Below are 21,515 nucleotides of genomic sequence, written 5' to 3'. Positions count from 1 at the left end.
GCTGTTGGTGGCGGTCAATCGTGGCACGAGCAGTGGCGTTTTTCACCGGTGTCGACATTCATCAATGTCAATTGATTGCCCCATACGCAGCCGGTATCCAGTGCATGAATGCCGGGAACCTCCACCTTGCCCTCCAGCGCAGCCCAGTGGCCGAAAATGATGCCGATCTCGGGGTCACGGCGGGGTAGGGTGAACCAGGGCACATAACCTTGTGGGGCTTGGCCGGGCGTGTCCTTGGACTTGAGATCCAAGGTGCCGTCAGGCCGACAGAAGCGCATGCGCGTCAGGTAATTGGTGATCACCCGCAGGCGCTTTGTGCCGTCCAGTTCAGGACTCCAGCATGCCGGTTCGTTGCCGTACATATCGTCGAGAAAGCAGGGTAGTTGCTGGTCGCAACGCAGTACCGCTTCGACCTCGGCAGCCAACGCCAGGGTGTCCTGGGCGCTCCAGATCGGCGGTACGCCGGCATGGGTCATGATCAGGCCTCGCTCGCTGTCCATATGCGCCAGGGGACGCTGGCGCAGGTTATACAGCAAGTGGTCTCGATCGGGAGCTCGCAATATGGGGAGTAGCGTATCGGATTTGCGCAGACGCTTGATGTCATGGGCGGCGGCCAGCAGGTGCAGGTCGTGATTGCCCAGTACGCTTATGCAGGCATTGCCCAAGCTGTCCAGATAGCGCAGGGTGGCCAGCGAGTCGGGGCCACGGTTGACCAGATCGCCCACTGCCCAGAGCGTATCGCGCGAAGGATTGAAGTCCACTTCCTGAAGCAGGCATTGCAACGGCTTGAAGCAGCCCTGGATATCTCCGACAGCGTATACGGCCATACTGGTCTCAGTTGAGTGCGTTGGGTTTGGCCAGACGGAAGACCGTGACCGGGGCTCGGAAATCGACTCCTGTGTTGCTGCGCATACCATAGCTGCCCTGCATGGTGCCTACCGGGGTCTCGAGCAGGCAGCCACTGGTGTATATGTGGCTGGCGCCGGGCTCGATAACTGGCTGCTCGCCGATGACGCCATCACCACGTACCTCCTGAACCTTGCCATTGCCGTCGGTGATGAGCCAGTGCCGGTCCAGCAGCTGCACCGGCACCTGGCCGGCGTTGTGAATGCTGATGGTGTAGGCAAAGGCAAAGCGTTTGGTCGCCGGATCGGATTGTTCGCTCAGATAGCGAGGTTGCGTATCGATGACAATGCTGTGCAGCTGCGAATCAATCATGGCTGGCTCGCTGTTGCTGGGCCAGCCGATTGGCCAGGCGCACGAATCCGGCAAGGTCGACCTGTTCCGGACGCAGTGTCGGGTCGATTCCTTCAGCGGCGATAGCCTCGGCATCCAGCAGACCCTTGAGCGTGTTGCGCATGGTCTTGCGGCGCTGGTTGAAGGCTTCGCGAACGATCAGTTCCAACACCTGTGGATCATCGGCGGGGTGCGGCAAGGTCGCGTGGGGCGTCAATCGCACTATCGCCGAGTCAACCTTGGGCGGCGGATTGAAGGCGCCCGGACCCACATCGAACAGGTGCTCCACCTGGCAATGGTATTGCACCATGATGCCCAGACGACCGTAGTGGTTCATGCCGGCGCCGGCGGCCAGACGCTGCACTACTTCCTTCTGCAGCATGAAGTGCATGTCGGCGATGCAGTCGGACTGCTTCAGCAGATGGAACATCAGCGGCGTGGAAATGTTGTACGGCAAGTTGCCTACGACCCGCAGCTTCTCGCCTGGTTGAACCAGGGAGCGGAAGTCGAATTTCAGGGCGTCGCCCTTGTGCAGGGTGAACTGCGGGTTACCACCGAAGTGGGCGAGCAGCAGCGGATGCAGATCATGGTCCAGCTCGACCACATCCAACCGACCACCACTGGCGAGCAGGCCTTCGGTAAGGGCACCCTGGCCCGGGCCGATCTCGACCAGGCGCTGGCCTTCACGCGGAGCGATACCGCGCAGGATGCGATTGATCACGCCGTGATCGTGCAGAAAGTTCTGACCGAAACGCTTGCGCGCCCGGTGTGGAGCAAATTCGTTCATTGCCGGCCTCGGGCTTCGATCATGCTGATGGCGGTGTTCAGGGCGACGGTCAGGCTGCCTACGTCAACACGTCCGGTGGCGGCCAGATCCAGCGCTGTGCCGTGGTCTACCGAGGTGCGGATGATCGGCAGTCCTAACGTCACGTTTACGGCCTGGCCAAAGCCCTTGTGTTTGAGCACGGGCAGCCCCTGGTCGTGATACATCGCCAATACCGCGTCGGCATGATCCAGATGTTTGGGAGTGAAAAGCGTATCGGCCGGTAAGGGACCGTCCAGCAACATGCCCTCGCCGCGCAGGCGCTCGAGCAGTGGAATGATGATGTCAATTTCTTCGCGGCCCAGATGACCGCCTTCCCCGGCATGGGGATTGAGGCCGCAGACCAGGATGCGAGGCTCACCGATACCGAACTTGCGGCGCAGATCCTGCTGCAGAATACGTATCACCTGCTCCAATGTTTCTGGAGTGATGGCATCGGCTACCTCTCGCAGGGGCAGATGCGTGGTGACCAGGGCCACCCGCAGGCCGGGGCAGGCCAGCATCATCACCACCTGCTCGGTGCCGGTCTGATCGGCGAAGAACTCGGTATGTCCGGAGAAGGGCACCCCGGCGTCATTGATGACACCCTTGTGCACGGGCGCTGTCACTACTGCGGCAAACTGCCCATCGATGCAGCCCTGGCCACTCAGGCGCAGGGTTTCCAGCACATAGCGTGCGTTGGCCGGATTCAGCTTGCCCGGCTGGCAGGCCGCGGCCAGAGACACCGGCAAGACGCTGAGCTGACCGGCCTGCTGGGCCGCCGGTGGGCGTGTCGGGTCGTAGGGTCGCAGCTCTATATCGAGACCGAGCTGGCGGGCGCGTTCTGCAAGCAGGTCGGGATCAGCGATGACCACACGTTCATGGGCGCAGGGCTCACGAGCCAGCAGCAGACACAGATCAGGACCGATGCCGGCGGGTTCGCCGGCGGTCAGAGCAATGGCGGAGGCAGTCACTTAGCTTTTAATCTCAACATAGGCTTCGTCACGGATTTCCAGCAACCAGGTTTGCAGCTCTTCATCGAACTTGCGGTTCTGCAACAGGTTGCGGGCCTGTTGTTCACGCATTTCATCGGTCATATCGACCTGACGTTGCCCCTGCACCTGCAGAATATGCCAGCCGAACTGGCTCTGGAAGGGCGCGGAAATCTGGTTTTCCGGCGTGGTGGTCATGACCTCGCGGAATTCGGGAACCATGGCGTCGGCAGTAACCCAGTTGAGCGAACCACCGTTGAGCGCCGAACCCGGATCTTCCGAGAAGGAGCGCGCCAGGGTCTCGAAGGATTCGCCGGCGCGGATACGTTCGTACAGGCGCTGGATCAGCTGGGCGGTTTCTGCCTCGCTGCGGATCTCGCTGGGCTTGATCAGGATGTGGCGCACATTGAACTCGTCCACCAGCAGGTTATCCCCGCCACGCTTTTCCAGCAGCTTGAGGATGTGGAAGCCTGCGGGCGAGCGCAGGGGAGGCGTGGTCCCGCCGATTTCCAGTTCGTCCACTGCATTGGCGAAGGCCGGTGGCAGCTGAGCCGCCTTGCGCCAGCCCAGCTCACCACCTTCGAGGGCATGTTCTCCGCCAGAGCGGCTGACAGCCAGGCGAGTGAAGTCCGCACCTTCGCTCAGCTCCTGGTAGATCTCATTGGCGATCTCGGCTTTGCTGCGCGCTTCTTCATTGCTGGCGTTTTCCGATACCGGCAGGACAATCATGGCCAGACGGTAATCGGCGGATGTCTGATAGCGACCCATTTCGGAATTGAGGAAGTTGCGTACTTCCTGATCACTCACCTGGATACGCTCGGCCACCCGGCGCTGGCGCACGCGGTTGATGATCATCTCGCGGCGGATCTGCTCGCGTGCCTGGTTATAGCTGATGCCGTCACGTTCAAGCGTGGCACGGAACTGTTCCATGCTCACTCCATTACGCTCGGCCAGCTGCTGCATGGTCTGGTTGAGACTGGTGTCGTCGATGCGGATACCGGCTCGTTCGCCCATCTGCAACTGGATGCTTTCCAGCACCAGCCGGTCAATCACCTGGGTGCGCAGCACGTCTTCGGGGGGCAGCTCGGTGCCCCGTTCATCCAACTGTTGGCGAATGGTATTCAACCGCTCTTGCACCTGACTTTGCATGACGACGTCGTTATCGACGATGGCGGCGACCCGATCCAGTTCGACCATCTGAGCCTGCAGGCCGGTGCTGAGCAGCAGGCCGGCGCACAGGCCGACCAGCTTGTGGTGTAACTTAAAATGCATTGTTTTCACGCTCTCTGTAGCCAGGGATGCCTTCGTCCAGAAGACTTTCGACACGATTGCCGGTAACGCTGCCAAGCCCTTTGAGGACCACCTGCAGGAAGATGCCGCGGTTGCCTTCATCACGGGTAACCGATTCGAACTCGTTGTAGTCGACCCAGTAACGGTTAATGAAGCGGAGCTTCCAGCAGCAGCTTTCATATTCAAGACCACCGAAGGCTTCCAGGGTTCGGTCACCGGCGAAATCATGCTGCCAGCGGCCGATCATGCTCCACTGTGGGTTGAGCGGCCAGATGAACGACATGTCCGACTGGTCGATACGGCGGTTCTCGTCTTCATTGAAACTACCGGTCAGGGCGTTGAAGGTATTGGTTTCGTTGCGGAAACGATATCCGGCGTTGATGACCTTGCGCGGCTCGGGCTGATAGTTGACCAGCAGACTGCCAGCGTTGTTATTGTTCTCCTTGGGGTCCCAGAGCGCGTCGCCGCGCAGCTTCCAGGCATTGCTGACTCGATACATGAACTCGGCAGCGTAGGCGGAGGTGGAGCTGTCGTTCTCCTCGCGACGCTGACCTTCGGTATTGAGCAGTTGCACGCGTTGATCCTCGAAATACAGGATCTGCCCGAAGCTGGCGCGAGCGCGCTCCACTCCATTGCTTTCCAGCGCCCGGCTGGTCACACCCAGTGCCAGCTGGTTGGCATCGCCGACGCGGTCGTTGCCGCTGAAACGATCATCGCGGAACAGCGCGTTGTAGCTGAAGGTGTTCTCGTTGGTATCGAACAGCGGCTGGTCATCCTGGTCGCGGTCCGGCGCATACAGATAGAAGGCGCGGGGCTCCAGGGTCTGGCGAAGGTCTCTGCCGAACCAACTGATGTCACGGTCGAAATACAGTCCTGCATCCAGGCTGGCCACGGGAATGGTGCTGGAGGGGGTGGTATCGGCGCCGGCATAATCGAAGCCGTCACCGCGGGCGTCGAAGTCCAGATCATAATAAGTCGACTGCAGGCGGGTGGCCGGGGTGAAGTAGCCCCAGCTGTTCTGCATGGGATAGCTGATGCGTGGGCTCAGGCTGACGCGATGGCCAGTGGCGCGCTGTAGACCGATAAGGTTTTCATCGGGCGTCAGAATGGCATTACCTAAGGCATCAAGGTGCAGGCCGTCTTCCCCAATCAGGAAGCCTTGGTCGAGATCCCTGTCAAAATAGGCGTACTCGGCCCGATAGTCGACCTTGAACCCACTGTCGCCCAACCAGTGACCGCCATCCAGACGCAATTGCGGCAGACGTTCATAGGGCGTAACCGAGGTGATGGTCGCCAGTTCGTAGGCGTGCAGGGCGGCCTGGAACTGCCAGCCATTGCCTCGGTAGGTCATGGCGCCGCGCTGATTGACATAGGTGTCGCTGCGGGCATCAAGCGAGCTGTTCAGGTCCTGGAAATAGAAGGGGTCGCTGATATCGAAGTACTCGACCTCGGTGGTCCAGCGACTCTGCAGACCGCCCAGGTGTTCCCAGCCATACAGCCAGCGGTTATCGTCGTATTCCTTGTCATCCAGGAAGGAGGCGCTGAGCTGTCCTTCGTGGTCCGGCTGCATGTAGCGGAATTCGCCTTCCATCTGCATGCCGCGCTTGCTCATCATGCGTGGGTACAGCGTGGCATCGTAATTCGGCGCAATGTTGATGTAGTAGGGCGTGACCAGTTCGGTGCCGTTGTCGGTGGAGTTGCTGATGGACGGCGGCAGCAGGCCGGTCTGGCGACGGTCATCCAGCGGGAAGTAGATGTACGGGGTATAGAACACCGGAACATCCTTGACCTTGAGAGTGACATGCTTGGCCTCGCCCCATCCCTTCTCCTGGTCCAGTTCGATATCATCGCTGTGCAGGCTCCAGGTATTGCGGCCGGGGTCGCAGGTGGTATAGCTGCCATCGGTCATTACAATGACGGCATCATCACGGCGCATCAGCTTTTCAGCACTGCCACGGGCATTGGCGTCATGGACCACATAGCGCACTTCTTCGATGCGGGTTTCGCCGCTGTCGATCTGCATCTGCGCCCGATCACCCAGCACCAGCACGCCCTGATCGCGCAGGCGCACGTCACCATTCAGTCGGACGAGATTGTTGTTCTGGTCGAAACTGGCCTCGTTGGCCTGTGCCTGCAAACGGCCCTGTTGCAGCAGTACATCGCCTTGCAGAGTACCGGTCTGGTTGCGCTGCTCGAAGCTGCTGGAATCGGCGCTGGCATAGACCGGCAACTCATCGAAGGGCGTATCGTCATCCCGGCCGGCCCGTGGCGGCTCGATGTAGTCACCGCTGCAATAAGGGGCAATGGCTGCGCGCTGGGTAGCGGTCAATTGGTCGCGAGGCACCCAGTCAAGCTCGCTGAAATTCTCTATTGGCGGCCGGGTAGCGGGTTGGCGGGTTTCGCTGACACGCTGGCGAGGCTCGGCCTCGGCAGCACGCACAACGGGTTTTCCAGGTCGTGGCGGCAACTCTGCGGTGGCTTTCAGCGGGGCGCAGACCCAGCTGCCATCACTGCCGGCACGACATTCGACCTGCGCGGCGGCAAGCGCGACGACGGGTTGCGCCAGCAGCAAACCGCTTGCCAGCAACAGGGAGAAGGAAGGGCGGAACGGAGGTTTAGGGTAGGCCATTTATAGTTATCCGGGTTTCAGTCGGGCGTGCAGGCTCGCGATGACTCGGGAACTTGTGCGAGGCAATTGCAACATGCATGCTGCTTCTGCGTATCGAGATCGTGGATAATAAAGCATTGTGAGGCGCCAGAGCCAGTGCCGGTCTGTTTGGAAGCTGAGGAACCCAATGGTGGATGCAAGACGAAGTTTGTTGGAAGCATGGTTGCCCTCGGCATTGTCCGAGGCGCGCAACCGTCAGAACTGGGCTGAAGAGGGTGCCGGGCAGCTGGCCCCAGCCAGCGCCGATGCCAGCTTTCGTCGCTATTTCCGTTGGAGTGACGGGGTGCACAGCCTGATCATCATGGACGCACCACCGGAGCAGGAAGATGTGCGGCCCTTCATGCGCATCGCCGGTCTGCTGGCCAGCGCCGGGGTGAAAACGCCGGCTATTCTGGCCGCCGATCCGCAGCAGGGTTTTCTATTGATGGAAGATCTTGGTGCGTGCACCTATCTGCAGAGTATCCAGGCGGGCATCACAGAAGCAGAGCTCGAGCACATGTTCGCGGGCGCCATCAGTACCCTGGTGCGCTGGCAGGCAAGCAGTCGGCCCGCTGAGTTGCCGGATTACGATGAGGCCGTGCTGCGCCGCGAGCTGGAACTGTTTCCCGACTGGTTCGTTGGCCGGCATCTGCAGCGAGAGCTGAACGCAGAGCAGCGCGCGGACTGGGTTGCCCTGTGCTCTGTGTTGCTGGACAGCCATCTGGCCGAGAGCAAGGTGTTCGTGCACCGCGACTACATGCCGCGCAATCTGATGACAGCGCCGGGTGAGCCCGGTGTGCTGGATTTTCAGGATGCCTTGTACGGTCCGGCCAGTTATGACGTGACCTCGCTGTTTGCCGATGCTTTCTTCAATTTGCCGCTGGCCCAACGTGAGAGCTGGATTCAGCGTTATTGGCAGCAGGCGCGCGCGGCGGGCATCGATCTGCCGGAGCGGTTTGACGACTTTCTCAGTCAGTCACGCTTGATGGGCGTTCAGCGCCATCTCAAAGTACTGGGTATATTCGCCCGCATACGCTATCGCGATGGTAAGCCTCACTATCTGGAGGACGCTCCGCGCTTCATCCAATACCTGCGCGAAGCTTGCTCCGCTGACGCCCGCCTGGCGCCACTGGTGCGCCTGCTGGGCAGTCTGGAGCTGTAATGATGAAGGCAATGATCCTGGCCGCAGGCAAGGGCGAGCGCATGCGCCCATTGACCCTGCATACCCCCAAGCCCTTGCTGCCGGTTGCCGGCAAGCCGCTGATTCAGTGGCATATCGAAGCGCTGCAGCGGGCCGGGCTTGATCGATTGGTCATCAATCACGCCTGGCTGGGAGAGCAACTTGAAGCGGCGTTCGGAAATGGCGCTGTGTATGGTGTACAGATCAACTGGTCGCCGGAGGAGCGGCCGCTGGAAACCGCTGGCGGTATTCTGCGAGCGTTACCTCTGCTGGGTGATGAGCCCTTTGTGCTGGTCAATGGCGATGTGTGGACTGATTTCGACTTTTCCGGGCTGCGGTTGCCTGAGGGGCGGCTGGCGCATCTGATGCTGGTCGACAATCCGCCCTTCAAGGCGCGCGGCGATTTTCTGCTCAGAGAGGGAGTGATAGCCAATCCGGTTACCGAGGCCGAACAGGGCAGCGCCTTGACCTACAGCGGGATCGCTGTGTTGTCGCCGCAGCTGTTCGACGGTCTGGTCGACGGCCCGCAACCCCTGGCCCCGCTGTTGCGTGCCGCTGCCGAGCGAGGACTCATCAGTGGCGAACGCTACGCCGGCAACTGGATTGACGTTGGCACCCCGGAACGCCTGCGGCTGGCAGATCAGTATGCCAGGGAGATCTGATAGATGCTGTGGCCGGTGACCGTTGCGGGAGTTCTGCTTGGTGGCGTGGTCGCCGGTGTGCCTGGCGCTGTTCTCGGTGGTGTACTCGGCCATGCTCTGGACCGGCATTGGGGGCTGCGGCGCTGGTCGGAGCTGCCGGCGCAGCTGGCCCGATGGCTGGGGTTGAAGCCGGAATTTCATCAGGTGCTGTTTCTGTGTCTGGGGCGGGTGGCCAAGGCGCACGGCCGAGTCACGCCCGAGCATCTACAGCTGGCCCGGGAGTTGATGCGTCAGTATCGACTGGACGAGCCGCAGCGGCTGGCTGCAATGGAAAGCTTCAATCGGGGCAAGCTGCCGGCCACGCGGGTGGAACGGCAATTACGGCGGCTCTGCCGGCAGCAGCCGGGGCGTAATGCCGAGTTGCTGGACTGTTGTTGGCGAATGGCGCTGGTGCATCGGCAGCCAAGCGTGGCCTCGCAACAGTTATTGGGCCGCTGGGCAGCGCTGGCCGGACTGAGCAAGGCGGAGCAGCAGAGGATGCGCCAGCGTCATCAGCGCCACCAGTCGGGAGGTGCCGCGCCTGCCACTACCGGCGGCGGCTTGCAGCAGGCGGCTGGTATTCTCGGTGTTGAGCTCAACGCTGAGCCCGCGCAGATCAAGCGCGCCTATCGCCGGCTGCTCAGCCGCCACCACCCGGATAAACTGATGGCCGGAGGAGTGAGCGAAGCCGAACTCGCCGCCGCCAGTGAACAGGTGCACCGTATTCAACAGGCGTACGAGAAGGTAAAGCGCTACCGCGGATTCAGGTGAAACGTCAGGCGCTTTCATATAGGAGTGGCCCACGAATAGCACCCGACAGGGTAGAATATCTCGGTTCCGATTATCCTCTGAGGTCTGCCATGCCTGATTACGCAATTGCCCCGTCCATTCTGTCCGCCGACTTTGCCCGTCTCGGGGAAGATGTGGACCGGGTGCTGGCGGCGGGTGCCGATATCGTCCATTTCGATGTGATGGACAACCACTACGTACCCAACCTGACCATCGGCCCCATGGTGTGCACCGCGTTGCGCAAATATGGCGTCACTGCGCCCATCGACGTGCACCTGATGGTGCGTCCGGTGGACCGCCTCATCGGTGATTTCCTCGAAGCCGGTGCGTCCTTCATTACCTTCCATCCTGAAGCCAGTGACCACGTTGACCGCTCATTGCAGCTGATCAAGTCAGGTGGCGCCAAGGCCGGGCTGGTATTCAATCCGGCTACCTCGTTGGATGCGCTGAAATACGTGATGGACAAGGTCGACATGATCCTGCTGATGAGCGTCAACCCCGGCTTCGGCGGACAGAAGTTCATCCCCGGGACCCTGGACAAGCTGCGCGAAGCGCGGGCATTGATCGATGCCAGCGGCCGGGATATCCGTCTGGAAGTCGATGGCGGTGTGAACGTGCAGAACATCCGCCAGGTGGCCGAAGCCGGTGCCGACACCTTCGTGGCTGGCTCGGCGATCTTCAACGCGCCGGACTACAAGACTGTGATCGACCAGATGCGTGCTGAACTGGCCCAGGTAAAGCGCTGACATGAGCGCCTTGCAGCGGCTGTTCGGCGGCGAGTTGCCACGCCTGGTGATGTTCGATCTGGACGGCACTCTGGTTGACTCGGTGCCCGACCTGGCGGCGGCGGTGGACCAAGTATTGGCATTGCGCGGGCGCCCGGCCGCGGGTGTGGCCAAAGTGAAAAACTGGGTCGGAAACGGCGCTCTCGTGCTGGTACGTCGCGCCCTGGCCGGCAGTATCGACCACGCCCAGGTCGATGAGGCCGAAGCCCAGGCGGCCTTGGCTGACTTCATGCAGGCGTATTCGGGCGGCCATGCAGCTACCACTGTTTATGCCGGTGTGCCAGAGCTGCTGGGCTGGCTGCGTGAACGCGGCGTATTGCTGTCAGTCATCACCAACAAACCCGAACGCTTTGTCGCGCCGCTGCTGAAAGAAAAGGGCCTGGGCGAATTCGACTGGATCATTGGCGGTGACACGCTGCCGGTGAAGAAGCCCGATCCAGCAGGGTTGCTGCGGGTCATGTCCGCTGGTGGGGTAACCGCACAGCAGAGTCTGTTTGTCGGCGATTCGCGCAACGACGTACTGGCGGCCCGCGCCGCCGATGTCAGGGTGGTGGCGGTGAGTTATGGCTACAATCACGGCCGCCCGGTCGCGCTGGAGAACCCGGACCTGCTGGTTGATTCACTCGATGCGCTCATATAGTCTTGGGCGGTTACTTTTTCAATCGATGGATCAGCCGTGTTTGTCAGCAACCGCATACTGATGGGAATGATGAAGGCGTTCGCCCGCTGGCGTTGGCGTTCCTGATATTCTGTCGCCTGCCTTCTGCGCAGGCCCTCGGTTTGTGTGTGACATCTACCCGCCCGTGAGGCTGATCATGACTCAAGATGAATTTCTCCGCCTGGCTGCCCAGCATTGCAACCGCGTACCTGTCGTGCGCGAAGTGCTGGCTGACATGGACACGCCGTTGTCCATCTATTTGAAACTGGCCGATGCGCCTTATTCCTACCTGCTCGAATCCGTACAGGGCGGCGAGAAGTGGGGGCGTTACTCGATCATCGGCCTGCCGGCCCGCACCGTATTGAAGGTGCATGGCTATACCGCCAGCGTGCAGGTGGATGGCGTCGAGACCGAAACCCATCAATGCGATGACCCGCTGGCCTTTGTCGAGCAGTTCAAGGCGCGCTATCAGGTGCCGAGCATTCCCGGTCTGCCGCGCTTCAACGGCGGTCTGGTGGGCTACTTCGGCTATGACTGCGTACGTTATGTGGAGCGCCGCCTGGGCGACTCGCCGAATCCCGACCCGCTGAACAACCCGGATATCCTGTTGATGGTGTCCGATGAGGTGGTGGTGTTCGATAACCTGGCTGGCAAGCTGCACGTCATCGTGCTGGCTGATACGGCCAATACCGATGCCTGGGAACAGGCCAATCGCCGGCTGGATCAACTGCTGGCGCAACTGGCCGCTCCTTTCACTCCGCGCCCCGGTCTCGATCTTGCCGCCGTCGCTGAGCGCGATCTGCAATACCGTGCCAGCTTCACCCGCGAGGATTATCAGAACGCTGTCGATACCGTCAAAGAGTACATTCTCGCCGGCGACTGCATGCAGGTGGTGCCATCGCAGCGCATGAGCATCGACTTCAAGGCTGCGCCGATCGATCTGTACCGCGCGCTGCGCAGTCAGAATCCGACACCCTATCTGTACTTCTTCAACCTCGACGATTTCCATGTGGTCGGCAGTTCGCCCGAAGTACTGGTACGGGTGGAAGAAGGCGAAGTCACGGTGCGGCCGATAGCCGGCACCCGGCCACGGGGTATTACCGAAGAAGCCGATCTGGCGCTGGAGCAGGATCTGCTGTCTGACGCCAAGGAACTGGCCGAGCATCTGATGCTGATCGATCTGGGGCGCAATGATGTCGGCCGGGTGGCGCAGATTGGCCAGGTGCAGGTGACCGAGAAGATGATCATCGAGCGCTACTCGAATGTCATGCACATCGTCTCCAATGTGCAGGGCCGGCTGCGTCCGGAGCTGACTGCGATGGACGCGCTGCGTGCGATCCTGCCAGCCGGGACTCTATCCGGTGCGCCGAAGATCCGTGCCATGGAAATCATCGATGAGCTGGAGCCGGTCAAACGCGGCGTCTATGGCGGCGCTGTCGGTTACTGGGCATGGAACGGCAATATGGACACCGCTATCGCCATCCGCACCGCGGTGATCAAACACGGCGAACTGCACGTGCAGGCCGGCGGCGGCATCGTCGCCGACTCGGTACCTGAGCTGGAATGGGAAGAAACCATCAACAAGCGCCGCGCCATGTTCCGTGCCGTAGCGCTGGCCGAACAAGCTGCCAAGTGAGGAGCCGCCCATGTTATTGATGATCGACAACTACGACTCCTTTACCTGGAACGTGGTGCAGTACCTCGGCGAGCTGGGTGCCGAGGTGAAAGTGGTGCGTAACGACGAGCTGAGCATCGAGCAGATCGAAGCTCTGCAACCGGAGCGCATCGTCATTTCCCCCGGCCCCTGCACGCCCAACGAAGCGGGCATATCGGTTCCGGCACTCAAGCACTTTGCCGGCAAGCTGCCGATCCTCGGTATCTGTCTGGGTCACCAGAGCATCGGCCAGGCCTTTGGCGGCGAGGTGGTCCGCGCCCGCGAGGCCATGCATGGCAAGACCAGCCCGGTCTATCACCGGGGCATGGGTGTGTTCGCCGGCCTGGCCAATCCGCTGACGGTGACTCGCTACCATTCGCTGGTAGTGCAGCGTGATAGGCTACCGGACTGTCTGGAGTTGACCGCCTGGACGCAGCACGCGGACGGCACTGTGGATGAGATCATGGGTCTGCGCCATCGCCAGTACATGATCGAAGGGGTGCAGTTTCATCCCGAATCCATCCTCAGCGAACAAGGCCACGAACTGCTGGCCAACTTTCTCAAACAGCAAGGCGGAATGCGCAGCTGAACGAATATCAGGAGAGCAATATGGATTTCACCACAGCACTGGCCAGGGTCGTCGAACAGATCGACCTGTCCACCGAGGAAATGCAGGACGTGATGCGGCAGATCATGACCGGCCAGTGCACGGATGCGCAGATTGGCGGCATGCTGGTCGCACTGCGTATGAAGAGTGAAAGCCTGGACGAAATCACCGGCGCGGCGCTGGCCATGCGTGAACTGGCTTCCAATGTGGTCATCCCGGGAGACAACCTGGTCGACACCTGCGGCACCGGTGGTGATGGCGCAAATATCTTCAACGTCTCCTCTGCGGCAGCCTTTGTCGTGGCCGCCGCCGGCGGCCAGGTGGCCAAACACGGCAACCGCGCGGTATCCGGCAAGAGCGGCAGTGCCGATCTGCTGGAGGCGGCTGGCATCAATCTGGACCTGACCCCTGAACAGGTGGCGCGCTGCGTGGAACACGTCGGCGTCGGCTTCATGTTCGCCCCCGCCCACCATGGTGCAATGAAGCATGCGGTGGGTCCGCGCCGCGAGCTGGGCATGCGTACGCTGTTCAACATGCTCGGCCCGATGACCAACCCGGCTGGCGTCAAACACCAGGTGATCGGCGTGTTCAGCAAGGCGCTGTGCCGGCCCATGGCTGAAGTGATGGGTCGCCTTGGCAGCCAACACGTATTGATCGTGCATTCGCGCGATGGCCTGGATGAGATCAGCCTCGCGTCGCCGACGCACATCGCCGAGCTGAAAGACGGCAAGGTCACTGAATACGAAGTCAGCCCCGAGGAGCTGGGTATCAAGAGTCGCAGCCTCATCGGTCTGACCGTGGAAGGCCCGGAAGCCTCGTTGAAGCTGATCCGTGATGCGCTGGGCAAGCGCGAAACGGAAGTCGGCGAGAAGGCCGCGGACATGATCATCCTCAACGCCGGCGCCGCGCTCTATGCGGCGGATGTCGCGTCGACGCTGAAAGAAGGGGTGGAATTGGCCTCCGACGCGCTCTACTCGGGCATGGCCCGGGAAAAACTGGCCGAACTGGCCTCCTTTACTGAAATCTTTCGCGAGGAGGCGCTGCTGAAATGAGCTTGCCGACCATTCTGGAAAACATCGTTGCCCGCAAGTATGAAGAAGTGAAGGAAAACCGGGCCAAGGTATCACTCGCAGAACTGGAGGCGCTGTGCGCCAGTGCCGATGCACCCCGCGGCTTTGCCGATGCCCTGCGTAAGCGGGCTGCGCTGAAGCAGCCGGCGGTGATTGCCGAGATCAAGAAAGCCTCGCCAAGCAAGGGCGTGATTCGCGAAAACTTCAACCCGGCCGACATCGCTGCCAGCTACCAGCAGGGCGGTGCCGCCTGCCTGTCGGTGCTGACCGATGTGGACTTCTTCCAGGGCAGCTCTGATTACCTCAAGCAGGCCCGCGCGGCCTGTGATCTGCCGGTGATCCGCAAGGACTTCATGGTCGATCCGTACCAGGTGGTTGAAGCCCGCGCCATGGGCGCCGATTGCATACTGCTGATTGTGGCCTCGCTGGAAGACGGTCAGATGGCCGAACTGAATGCCGTGGCTGTCGAGCATGGGCTGGATGTGCTGGTCGAGGTACACGACGGTGCCGAGCTCGACCGTGCGCTGAAACTGGACACGCCGTTGGTGGGCATCAACAACCGTAACCTGCACACCTTCGAAGTCTCGCTGGATACCACGCTGCAACTGTTGCCCCGCGTGCCAGCTGACCGCCTGGCCGTCACCGAAAGTGGCATCCTCACTCGCACCGATGTTGAGCTGATGCTGGATAACGAGGTGTACAGCTTCCTCGTCGGCGAAGCCTTCATGCGTGCCGCTGATCCGGGTGCAGAGTTGAGACGTCTGTTTTTCTAAGACTGAAGCGAATGCTTGGTGGTGTGGTCGGTGTGTGCAACGCTGCGCTGGCACCCACCCTGCCCGGACACGCTCAAGCCATCCATGGGCGCTCATTGGTGGCTATCCCTAGCCACCAAACGGTCCGGGAAGTGCGGCCCTGCACTTGTTCCGCCAAAAGCAGTGCACCGCAGAACCTATCATAAAATTCGATATTCTCTCCCCACTATTTGCGCTTTTTGTTTTCCTGTACCGATGTATGATCTCTCACATCATCCAATACAGGACGTTCTCCAATGCAACTGAAAAACACACAGAACAGCTATGGGTCGGTGGCCATTCTGCTGCACTGGGTGGTGGCGCTGACGGTGATCGGTCTGGCCATACTCGGGTTATGGATGACTGACCTGAGTTACTACAGCCCCTATTACCGAAGCGCTCCGTTCTGGCACAAAAGCATCGGCATAACGCTGGCCGCAGTAATGCTGTTGCGTCTGGTATGGCGCTGGAGCAATCCGCGCCCTGCGCATCTGCCCAACCACAAGCGCTGGGAAATAAGCATGGCGGGGGTGGTGCATGGGCTGCTATACCTGATGCTGTTTGTGATCGTGATCAGCGGCTACCTGATTTCCACCGCCAAAGGGCAGGGCATCAGTGTATTCGGCTGGTTCGATATTCCCGCCTCGATAACCGGACTGACTAATCAAGCCGACCGTGCCGGGGCAGTGCATTACTGGGTGGCGATAGGCGTACTGGGATTGGCGGCGCTGCATGCCCTGGGCGCTCTCAAGCATCACTTTCTTGATCGTGACGACACATTGCGCCGCATGCTGGGCATGCGAGCGCGGTAATTGACTGAATCAAAGGAGAAACAAGCATGAAGAAGATTTTTTCGGGTATCGCTCTGGGTGGCCTGATGGCTTTGTCTGGCTCGCTGTACGCGGCTGATTATCAGATAGACAAGGAAGGTCAGCACGCCTTCATCAACTTCAAGACCGGGCACATGGGTTTCAGCATGTTGCACGGCCGCTTCAATGATTTTGATGGCACCTTCAGCTGGGACGCCGAGAACCCGGAAAACAGCAAGGTCAATGTGACCATCAACACCGCCAGCGTGGACTCCAACCACGCCGAGCGTGACAAGCACCTGCGCAGTGATGATTTCCTGAACGTGGGCAAGTATCCCGATGCGACCTTTGTTTCCACTGGTGTGGAAATGACCGGCGAAGATACCGCCAAGGTCACCGGTGACTTCACCTTCAACGGTGTCACCAAGCCGGTGGTGATCGACGCACGTTTCATCGGCGAAGGTGACGATCCCTGGGGCGGCTACCGTGCCGGCTTTGAAGGCACCACCAGCTTCAAACTGGCCGACTACGATGTGTCCATGGATCTGGGGCCGGCCTCTGCAGTGGTCGAGCTGGATCTGACCATTGAAGGCATTCGCCAGTAAGCGGTAGTGCGGTACCAGAAGGCGAGCCTGCGGGCTCGCCTTTCTGTATCTGGCTGATTGCACTGGCAAAGCGGTTCCGCTAGGATCGCAAACAATAATTATTCTTAAGTACCCGCGACTTGCCGGTGCCTGAAGGCGCTCTGCTGCCGAGGCAGGGGAGGTCTAAGGTCTTGGCTTATGGTCGGTAAAAGGAGTTGTCATGCTGTCAGGTCTTTCCCGTTTTGCTGTTCTGTCTGGAGTCTGTGTTGCGCTCGCATTGGGAGCCGGCGCGGTTATGGCTGAGAATGTGTCGGTTACCCACTCCAGTGGTCGGACCGAGGTGCCGGTGCAGCCGCAGAAGGTGGTGGTGCTGGACTGGTCGACGCTGGATACCTTGGCTCAATTGGGTGTAACGGTCAGCGGCATTCCTTCCTCCAATCCGCCAGAAGTACTCAAGCAATATCGCGAAGGCGAGTTCATTCGTGCTGGCAGTCTGTTCGAGCCGGATTTCGAGGTATTGAAGAATGCCGAGCCGGACCTGATCATTCTCGGTCGTCGGGCCCAGGGCAAGTACGACGAAGTGTCCAGGTTCGGCACTACTATTGATCTGACACCGGACCCGAACGACCTGCTGGGCAGTGTCGAGCGCAATACCCTGTTGCTGGGTGAAGTGTTCGGCAAGCAGGACAAGGCAGCCGAGCTGGTCGCCCAGTTGCAGGCCTCTGTGGCTGAGTTGCGCGGCCTGACCGAGAAGCAGGGCGACGGCCTGCTGCTGCTCACAACCGGCGGCAAGATGGCGGCATTCGGCAAGGGCACCCGCTTCGGCCTGATCCATGACGTGTTCGGTGTCGAGCAGGCGGTGGATGATCTGAAAACCGGTCGGCATGGCCAAGCCGTGTCCTTCGAGTTTTTGCTGGAAGCGGACCCGGATTGGCTGTTCGTGATGGACCGGGATGCGGCTATCGGCCGTGAAGGCACGGCGGCTGCCGAGTTGATGGATAACGAGCTGGTCAAGGCCACCAGTGCCGGCAGCAAGGATCAGATCGTTTATCTGGACCCGGCCAGCTGGTATCTGCTGGATAACAGCGGTATCGGCGTGATGCAGAACAGCGTCAATGAACTGATCAAGGTGTTCTCCGCGGCGCGCTGAGTCATCGCCCTTTCGATGTTCAGGCAGGATGCATGTCACATTCTATTTCTTCATCACAGAGGGCGCCCGGCAAGGGTGCCCTCTGTTTGTTATTGCTCGCAGTGGTGGTCGTGGTGCTGGCGTTGTGCAGTCTGAACGTCGGTGCCAGCCGCATGAACCTGTTGAATGTCTTCACCGCCGACCCGGATGACCGGGTCTCGAAGATCCTCTTCGTCAGCCGCCTGCCACGCACCATTGCCTTGATTCTCGCCGGCGCGGCATTGGCCGTGGCCGGAGCGATTCTGCAGATGATGGCGCGCAACCGGCTGGTAGATACCTCGACCACCGGGCCCATGGCGGCTGCGGCGCTGGGCATGCTGGTGCTGGCTATCGTGCTGCCCCAGGGGTTGCCGCTGTGGGCGCGGTTTCTGGTGGTGAGCGCCTTCGCTGCCGGCGGCGTCCTGCTGTTTCTCGGTGTGTTGCAGCGCATGCCGCTGCGCTCGGCGCTGATCGTGCCTCTGGTCGGTTTGGTAATGGCCGGGGTGGTGCATGCCGCCAGCGGGCTGATCGCCCACCATTTCGACCTGTCACAGTCGTTGCGGGCCTGGAACAGCGGTGATTTTTCGGCCATCTTGCGCGGGCGCTACGAGCTGCTGTGGGTCGCAGCCGGGTTGACGGTGGCGGCGATGATCCTGGCGGATCGGTTCACCGTGATCGGCATGGGCCGTGATTTTGCCACCAATATCGGCGTGAACTACTCGCTGCTGATGGGCACCGGGGTGGTGCTGGTGGGCATGATCGTTGGCAGCGTGGTGGTAACCGCCGGGGTGATTCCCTTTATCGGCCTGGTGGCACCGAATCTGGTGCGGCTGGTAGCCGGCGACAATCTGCGCCGGGCGGTGCCGCTGATGGCGCTGCTGGGAGCCGCATTGCTGCTGGCAGCTGACCTGCTCGGTCGACTGTTGATCCACCCCTATGAAGTGCCTTCGTCCAACCTGCTGTCGATCGGCGGCTGCGTGGTGTTTCTTGCGGTGCTGTTGCAGGGGAGGGCGAAATGGTCCTGACTCTGTGGCGTCGTCCGGCCACCCGGGTACTGCTGTTGGGAGTGCTCGCGCTGCTGTGCATGCTCGGCTTCATGACGGTGAATGTGCAGGCCGACTGGGGCTTCATTGTCGAATACCGCGGCAGTCGCCTGCTGGCGTTGCTACTCACTTCCTGCGCCATCGGCGTGTCCACCGTGCTGTTTCAGACCATCACCCACAGCCGTCTGTTGACCCCCTCGCTGATGGGCTTCGATGTGCTCTATGTGCTGGTCAACACACTGACCTTGTTGGTGCTGAGCGGCAGTGTTCTGGCCGAATGGGTACCTTCGCTGCGCTTTGCTGTGCAGGTCCTTTTGATGGTGGCGATGGCGTTGCTGGTGTTTCGCCTGCTGTTCTCCGGTTCGGTACGCAGCCTGCACCTGATGATACTGCTCGGCATGCTGGCCGGTATGCTGTTCCGTGAGTTGACGGAGCTGGGTGGGCGGGTGCTTGATCCGAGCGAATTCGGTATCAGTGCCGGTGTCGCCCAGGCCAGTTTCAGTCGGGTCAACACCCAACTGCTCGGCGCTGCCGCGGTAGCTCTGGCGCTGGCGGGACTGCTGCTGTGGCGCTGGTGGCGGAGCCTGGATGTACTGAGTCTGGGGCGCGATATCGCCATCAATCTGGGGGTGGCCCACGGGTGGGTGGTGCTCGGGGTCATGGCGGTGATCGCCATTCTGGTGTCGGTTGCTACGGTGCTGGTCGGGCCGACGCTGTTCTTCGGTCTGTTGATTGCCAATCTGGCCTACTGGTTCACCGGGTCCCAGAAACACTGCTGGACCCTGCCGGCCAGTGTGCTGGCGGGCATTATCTGCCTGGTCGGTGGTCAGCTGCTGCTGGAGCACCTGCTGTCCTCAACCCTGCCGCTGGCGCTGGTCATCGAACTGGCCGGCGGCCTGCTGTTCATAGCGCTGCTGATGCGCGGAGTCAGACAATGATTGAAACCCGGGGCGTATCCAAACGCTATGGCGATGTACTGGTCGTCGATGATGTCAGCCTGAGCATTCCCCGAGGTGGCTTCACCTCGATCATCGGGCCCAATGGCGCCGGCAAGTCGACCTTGCTATCGATGATCAGCCGCCTGACGCCGATGAGTGCCGGCACTGTGATGGTTGACGGCATGGACGTTACCCGTACGCCGGGCAATCAGCTGGCTCGGCGCCTGTCCATTCTGCGCCAGGACAACCAGACCGCACTGCGCCTGACCGTGCGGGATCTGGTCGCCTTCGGCCGCTTCCCGCATTCGGGCGGACGGCTGACCGCCGAAGACCTGCGCCATGTCGACGAGGCCATGGACTACCTGCGGCTGAATGAATACCGCGACCGGCCGATCGACGAGTTGTCCGGCGGCCAGCGGCAGCGCGCCTATGTCGCCATGGTGATGTGTCAGGACACTGAATATGTGCTGCTGGATGAGCCGCTGAACAATATCGACATGCGCTTTGCCGTGGACATGATGCAGCTGCTGCGCCGCGCCGCCGATGAGAAGGGCAAGACCGTGGTGGTGGTGCTGCACGACATCAACTTCGCCTCCTGCTATTCCGATCACATCATTGCCATGCGCCAGGGACAGCCGGCCTATCAGGGCACGCCGCAGGAAATCATCCGTGGTGACGTGTTGCGTGATCTGTATGAGATGGAGATCAATGTGCACGAGGTCGATGGGCAGCGCATCTGCACTTATTACCGCTGATCTTGTGGGGCGGGCTTGCCCGCGAAGCTTTCCTGTCAGGCCCATTCGCGGTCGAGGCCGCCCCCACCAAGCCAGTGGGCGCTACGAGACGGCACCGGCCTCTTGCCCATACGCTTGTGCTTCACCGATTACCCAATCCCTGAATGCCTGCAGCGTGGCTGACTCGGCCTTGCGCTCGGGAATCACCAGATAATAGGCATTGCTGCTGTCGAAGCTGTGCGGACAGGCGATGACCAGTTTGCCGCTCTCCAATTCGCTGCGAATCAGGAAAGGTGGGATCAGCGCCACCCCCATGCCATGCATGGCAGCCTGGGCCAGCATGGAGAACAACTCCAGTCGGGTGCCGTTCAGGTCATGCTCCACCCGCATGCCGGCGGCGGCGAACCACTGGCGCCAGGCGTAGGGACGGGTAGATTGTTGCAGTAAGGGCAGCTGGCTGATCTGCTCCGCTGTGAGTTGCGCCTGGCCCGCCAGCAGTCCGGGGTTGCACACGGGCACCGGCGACTCGTTCATCAGAAAATGCACTTCGGTACCCGACCATTCTCCATCGCCGAAGTAGATGGCCGCATCGAACTCGGTGTCGGCGAACAGGAAGGGCCGGGTGCGGTTGGTCATGTTGATGGTCACGTGCGGATGTTGCACAAGGTAGCGACTGAGCCGTGGTAGCAACCATTGCGTACCGAAGGTCGGCACCAGCGCCAGCTCCAGAGTCGCGGTACCGTGATTGCCCATCACCGACAAGGTGTCACGTTCCACGGCGTCCAGCCGGTTGGCGATGCGCCGGCTATAGGTCTGGCCGGCCTCCGTCAGGCGCACGCCGCGGCGCGTGCGGCGGAACAGCTGGATATCGAGAAAGCTCTCCAGGTTGGCAATTTGTCGGCATACCGCGCTCTGCGTCAGCGCCAGTTCATCGGCAGCCTTGGTAAAACTCTCATGTCGGGCGGCAGATTCGAAGCAGACCAATGCCTGGGTCGGGGGGATTTTTCGGCGCAAGGGGGGCTCCTGCTGAGCAGCGGCACGCTTTGAGCTGCAAGCGC

The 21,515-nt window shown here is 61.0% G+C and carries 21 protein-coding genes and 1 pseudogene; 15 read left to right on the top strand and 7 right to left on the bottom strand.

The annotated features are described in order from the left end of the window. Positions 1-14 precede the first annotated feature (14 nt). Genes BLU11_RS13775 through BLU11_RS13750 form a run of 6 tightly spaced genes read right to left on the bottom strand, consistent with a single transcriptional unit; the run spans position 15 to position 6,949 of the window. The gene (locus tag BLU11_RS13775) at positions 15-827 is read right to left on the bottom strand and encodes a symmetrical bis(5'-nucleosyl)-tetraphosphatase (RefSeq protein WP_090274322.1); all 813 of its coding nucleotides are present in this window, start codon (positions 825-827) and stop codon (positions 15-17) included. 7 nt (positions 828-834) lie between these two features. Further along, positions 835-1,218: a Co2+/Mg2+ efflux protein ApaG gene (apaG, locus tag BLU11_RS13770; RefSeq protein WP_090274320.1), complete on the bottom strand. Its 384-nt coding sequence runs from the start codon at positions 1,216-1,218 to the stop codon at positions 835-837. Then, positions 1,211-2,023, bottom strand: coding sequence for a 16S rRNA (adenine(1518)-N(6)/adenine(1519)-N(6))-dimethyltransferase RsmA (rsmA, locus tag BLU11_RS13765; RefSeq protein WP_090274318.1), 813 nt, complete (start codon positions 2,021-2,023; stop codon positions 1,211-1,213). Before rsmA ends, apaG begins: the two co-directional genes overlap by 8 nt. Continuing rightward, a complete protein-coding gene (pdxA, locus tag BLU11_RS13760) occupies positions 2,020-3,012 on the bottom strand; it encodes a 4-hydroxythreonine-4-phosphate dehydrogenase PdxA (protein WP_090274316.1) in 993 nt (330 codons plus the stop codon). Before pdxA ends, rsmA begins: the two co-directional genes overlap by 4 nt. After that, positions 3,013-4,302 carry a peptidylprolyl isomerase gene (locus BLU11_RS13755; protein WP_090274314.1) on the bottom strand — a complete coding sequence of 430 codons (1,290 nt, stop codon included), beginning with the start codon at positions 4,300-4,302 and terminating at the stop codon, positions 3,013-3,015. Continuing rightward, positions 4,292-6,949 (bottom strand): LPS-assembly protein LptD, encoded by a 2,658-nt coding sequence (locus BLU11_RS13750; protein WP_090274312.1) that lies wholly within the window; start codon positions 6,947-6,949, stop codon positions 4,292-4,294. Before BLU11_RS13750 ends, BLU11_RS13755 begins: the two co-directional genes overlap by 11 nt. Positions 6,950-7,139: 190 nt before the next feature. On the opposite strand from BLU11_RS13750, the gene BLU11_RS13745 reads away from it, so the two are divergent. From BLU11_RS13745 to BLU11_RS13675, 15 genes and pseudogenes are all read left to right on the top strand, one after another. Continuing rightward, the gene (locus BLU11_RS13745; protein WP_231702206.1) at positions 7,140-8,129 is read left to right on the top strand and encodes an aminoglycoside phosphotransferase family protein; all 990 of its coding nucleotides are present in this window, start codon (positions 7,140-7,142) and stop codon (positions 8,127-8,129) included. A gap of 2 nt (positions 8,130-8,131) precedes the next feature. Beyond that, entirely contained in the window at positions 8,132-8,809 is a 678-nt protein-coding gene (gene murU / locus BLU11_RS13740; protein WP_090276506.1) for an N-acetylmuramate alpha-1-phosphate uridylyltransferase MurU, read from the top strand. A 3-nt stretch (positions 8,810-8,812) separates the two neighbouring features. Further along, positions 8,813-9,598: a co-chaperone DjlA gene (gene djlA / locus BLU11_RS13735; protein WP_090274308.1), complete on the top strand. Its 786-nt coding sequence runs from the start codon at positions 8,813-8,815 to the stop codon at positions 9,596-9,598. Positions 9,599-9,687: 89 nt separating this feature from the next. Further along, on the top strand, positions 9,688-10,362 hold the full coding sequence (gene rpe, locus BLU11_RS13730; protein WP_090274305.1) for a ribulose-phosphate 3-epimerase: 675 nt from the start codon (positions 9,688-9,690) through the stop codon (positions 10,360-10,362). A gap of 1 nt (position 10,363) precedes the next feature. Then, positions 10,364-11,146: pseudogene (locus tag BLU11_RS13725) on the top strand (phosphoglycolate phosphatase). A 70-nt stretch (positions 11,147-11,216) separates the two neighbouring features. Next, positions 11,217-12,695, top strand: coding sequence for an anthranilate synthase component I (trpE, locus tag BLU11_RS13720; RefSeq protein ID WP_090274301.1), 1,479 nt, complete (start codon positions 11,217-11,219; stop codon positions 12,693-12,695). Between the two features lie 10 nt (positions 12,696-12,705). Further along, positions 12,706-13,302 (top strand): aminodeoxychorismate/anthranilate synthase component II, encoded by a 597-nt coding sequence (locus tag BLU11_RS13715; protein WP_090274299.1) that lies wholly within the window; start codon positions 12,706-12,708, stop codon positions 13,300-13,302. A gap of 20 nt (positions 13,303-13,322) precedes the next feature. Continuing rightward, positions 13,323-14,372 carry an anthranilate phosphoribosyltransferase gene (trpD, locus tag BLU11_RS13710; RefSeq protein ID WP_090274297.1) on the top strand — a complete coding sequence of 350 codons (1,050 nt, stop codon included), beginning with the start codon at positions 13,323-13,325 and terminating at the stop codon, positions 14,370-14,372. Continuing rightward, entirely contained in the window at positions 14,369-15,163 is a 795-nt protein-coding gene (gene trpC / locus BLU11_RS13705; RefSeq protein WP_090274295.1) for an indole-3-glycerol phosphate synthase TrpC, read from the top strand. Before trpD ends, trpC begins: the two co-directional genes overlap by 4 nt. A gap of 275 nt (positions 15,164-15,438) precedes the next feature. Next, entirely contained in the window at positions 15,439-15,993 is a 555-nt protein-coding gene (locus tag BLU11_RS13700; protein WP_090274293.1) for a cytochrome b, read from the top strand. A 26-nt stretch (positions 15,994-16,019) separates the two neighbouring features. Beyond that, positions 16,020-16,595 carry a YceI family protein gene (locus BLU11_RS13695; protein ID WP_090274290.1) on the top strand — a complete coding sequence of 192 codons (576 nt, stop codon included), beginning with the start codon at positions 16,020-16,022 and terminating at the stop codon, positions 16,593-16,595. 199 nt (positions 16,596-16,794) lie between these two features. Further along, positions 16,795-17,724 carry a siderophore ABC transporter substrate-binding protein gene (locus tag BLU11_RS13690; RefSeq protein WP_090274287.1) on the top strand — a complete coding sequence of 310 codons (930 nt, stop codon included), beginning with the start codon at positions 16,795-16,797 and terminating at the stop codon, positions 17,722-17,724. A gap of 86 nt (positions 17,725-17,810) precedes the next feature. Further along, positions 17,811-18,767: an iron chelate uptake ABC transporter family permease subunit gene (locus tag BLU11_RS13685; protein WP_197674198.1), complete on the top strand. Its 957-nt coding sequence runs from the start codon at positions 17,811-17,813 to the stop codon at positions 18,765-18,767. After that, positions 18,758-19,723 carry an iron chelate uptake ABC transporter family permease subunit gene (locus BLU11_RS13680; RefSeq protein WP_090274283.1) on the top strand — a complete coding sequence of 322 codons (966 nt, stop codon included), beginning with the start codon at positions 18,758-18,760 and terminating at the stop codon, positions 19,721-19,723. Before BLU11_RS13685 ends, BLU11_RS13680 begins: the two co-directional genes overlap by 10 nt. Next, on the top strand, positions 19,720-20,478 hold the full coding sequence (locus BLU11_RS13675) for an iron ABC transporter ATP-binding protein (protein ID WP_090274280.1): 759 nt from the start codon (positions 19,720-19,722) through the stop codon (positions 20,476-20,478). The genes BLU11_RS13680 and BLU11_RS13675 overlap by 4 nt, the downstream gene beginning before the upstream one ends. Positions 20,479-20,559: 81 nt before the next feature. Here BLU11_RS13675 and BLU11_RS13670 read toward each other — a convergent pair whose 3' ends face one another. Further along, positions 20,560-21,471, bottom strand: coding sequence for a LysR family transcriptional regulator (locus BLU11_RS13670; protein WP_090274278.1), 912 nt, complete (start codon positions 21,469-21,471; stop codon positions 20,560-20,562). Between the last annotated feature and the right edge of the window lie 44 nt (positions 21,472-21,515).

This window comes from Halopseudomonas litoralis, from assembly GCF_900105005.1.
Classification (GTDB): Bacteria; Pseudomonadota; Gammaproteobacteria; order Pseudomonadales; family Pseudomonadaceae; genus Halopseudomonas; species Halopseudomonas litoralis.
Note: the sequence above shows the minus strand (reverse complement) of the source record. Positions and strands in the feature narration are given on the sequence as shown.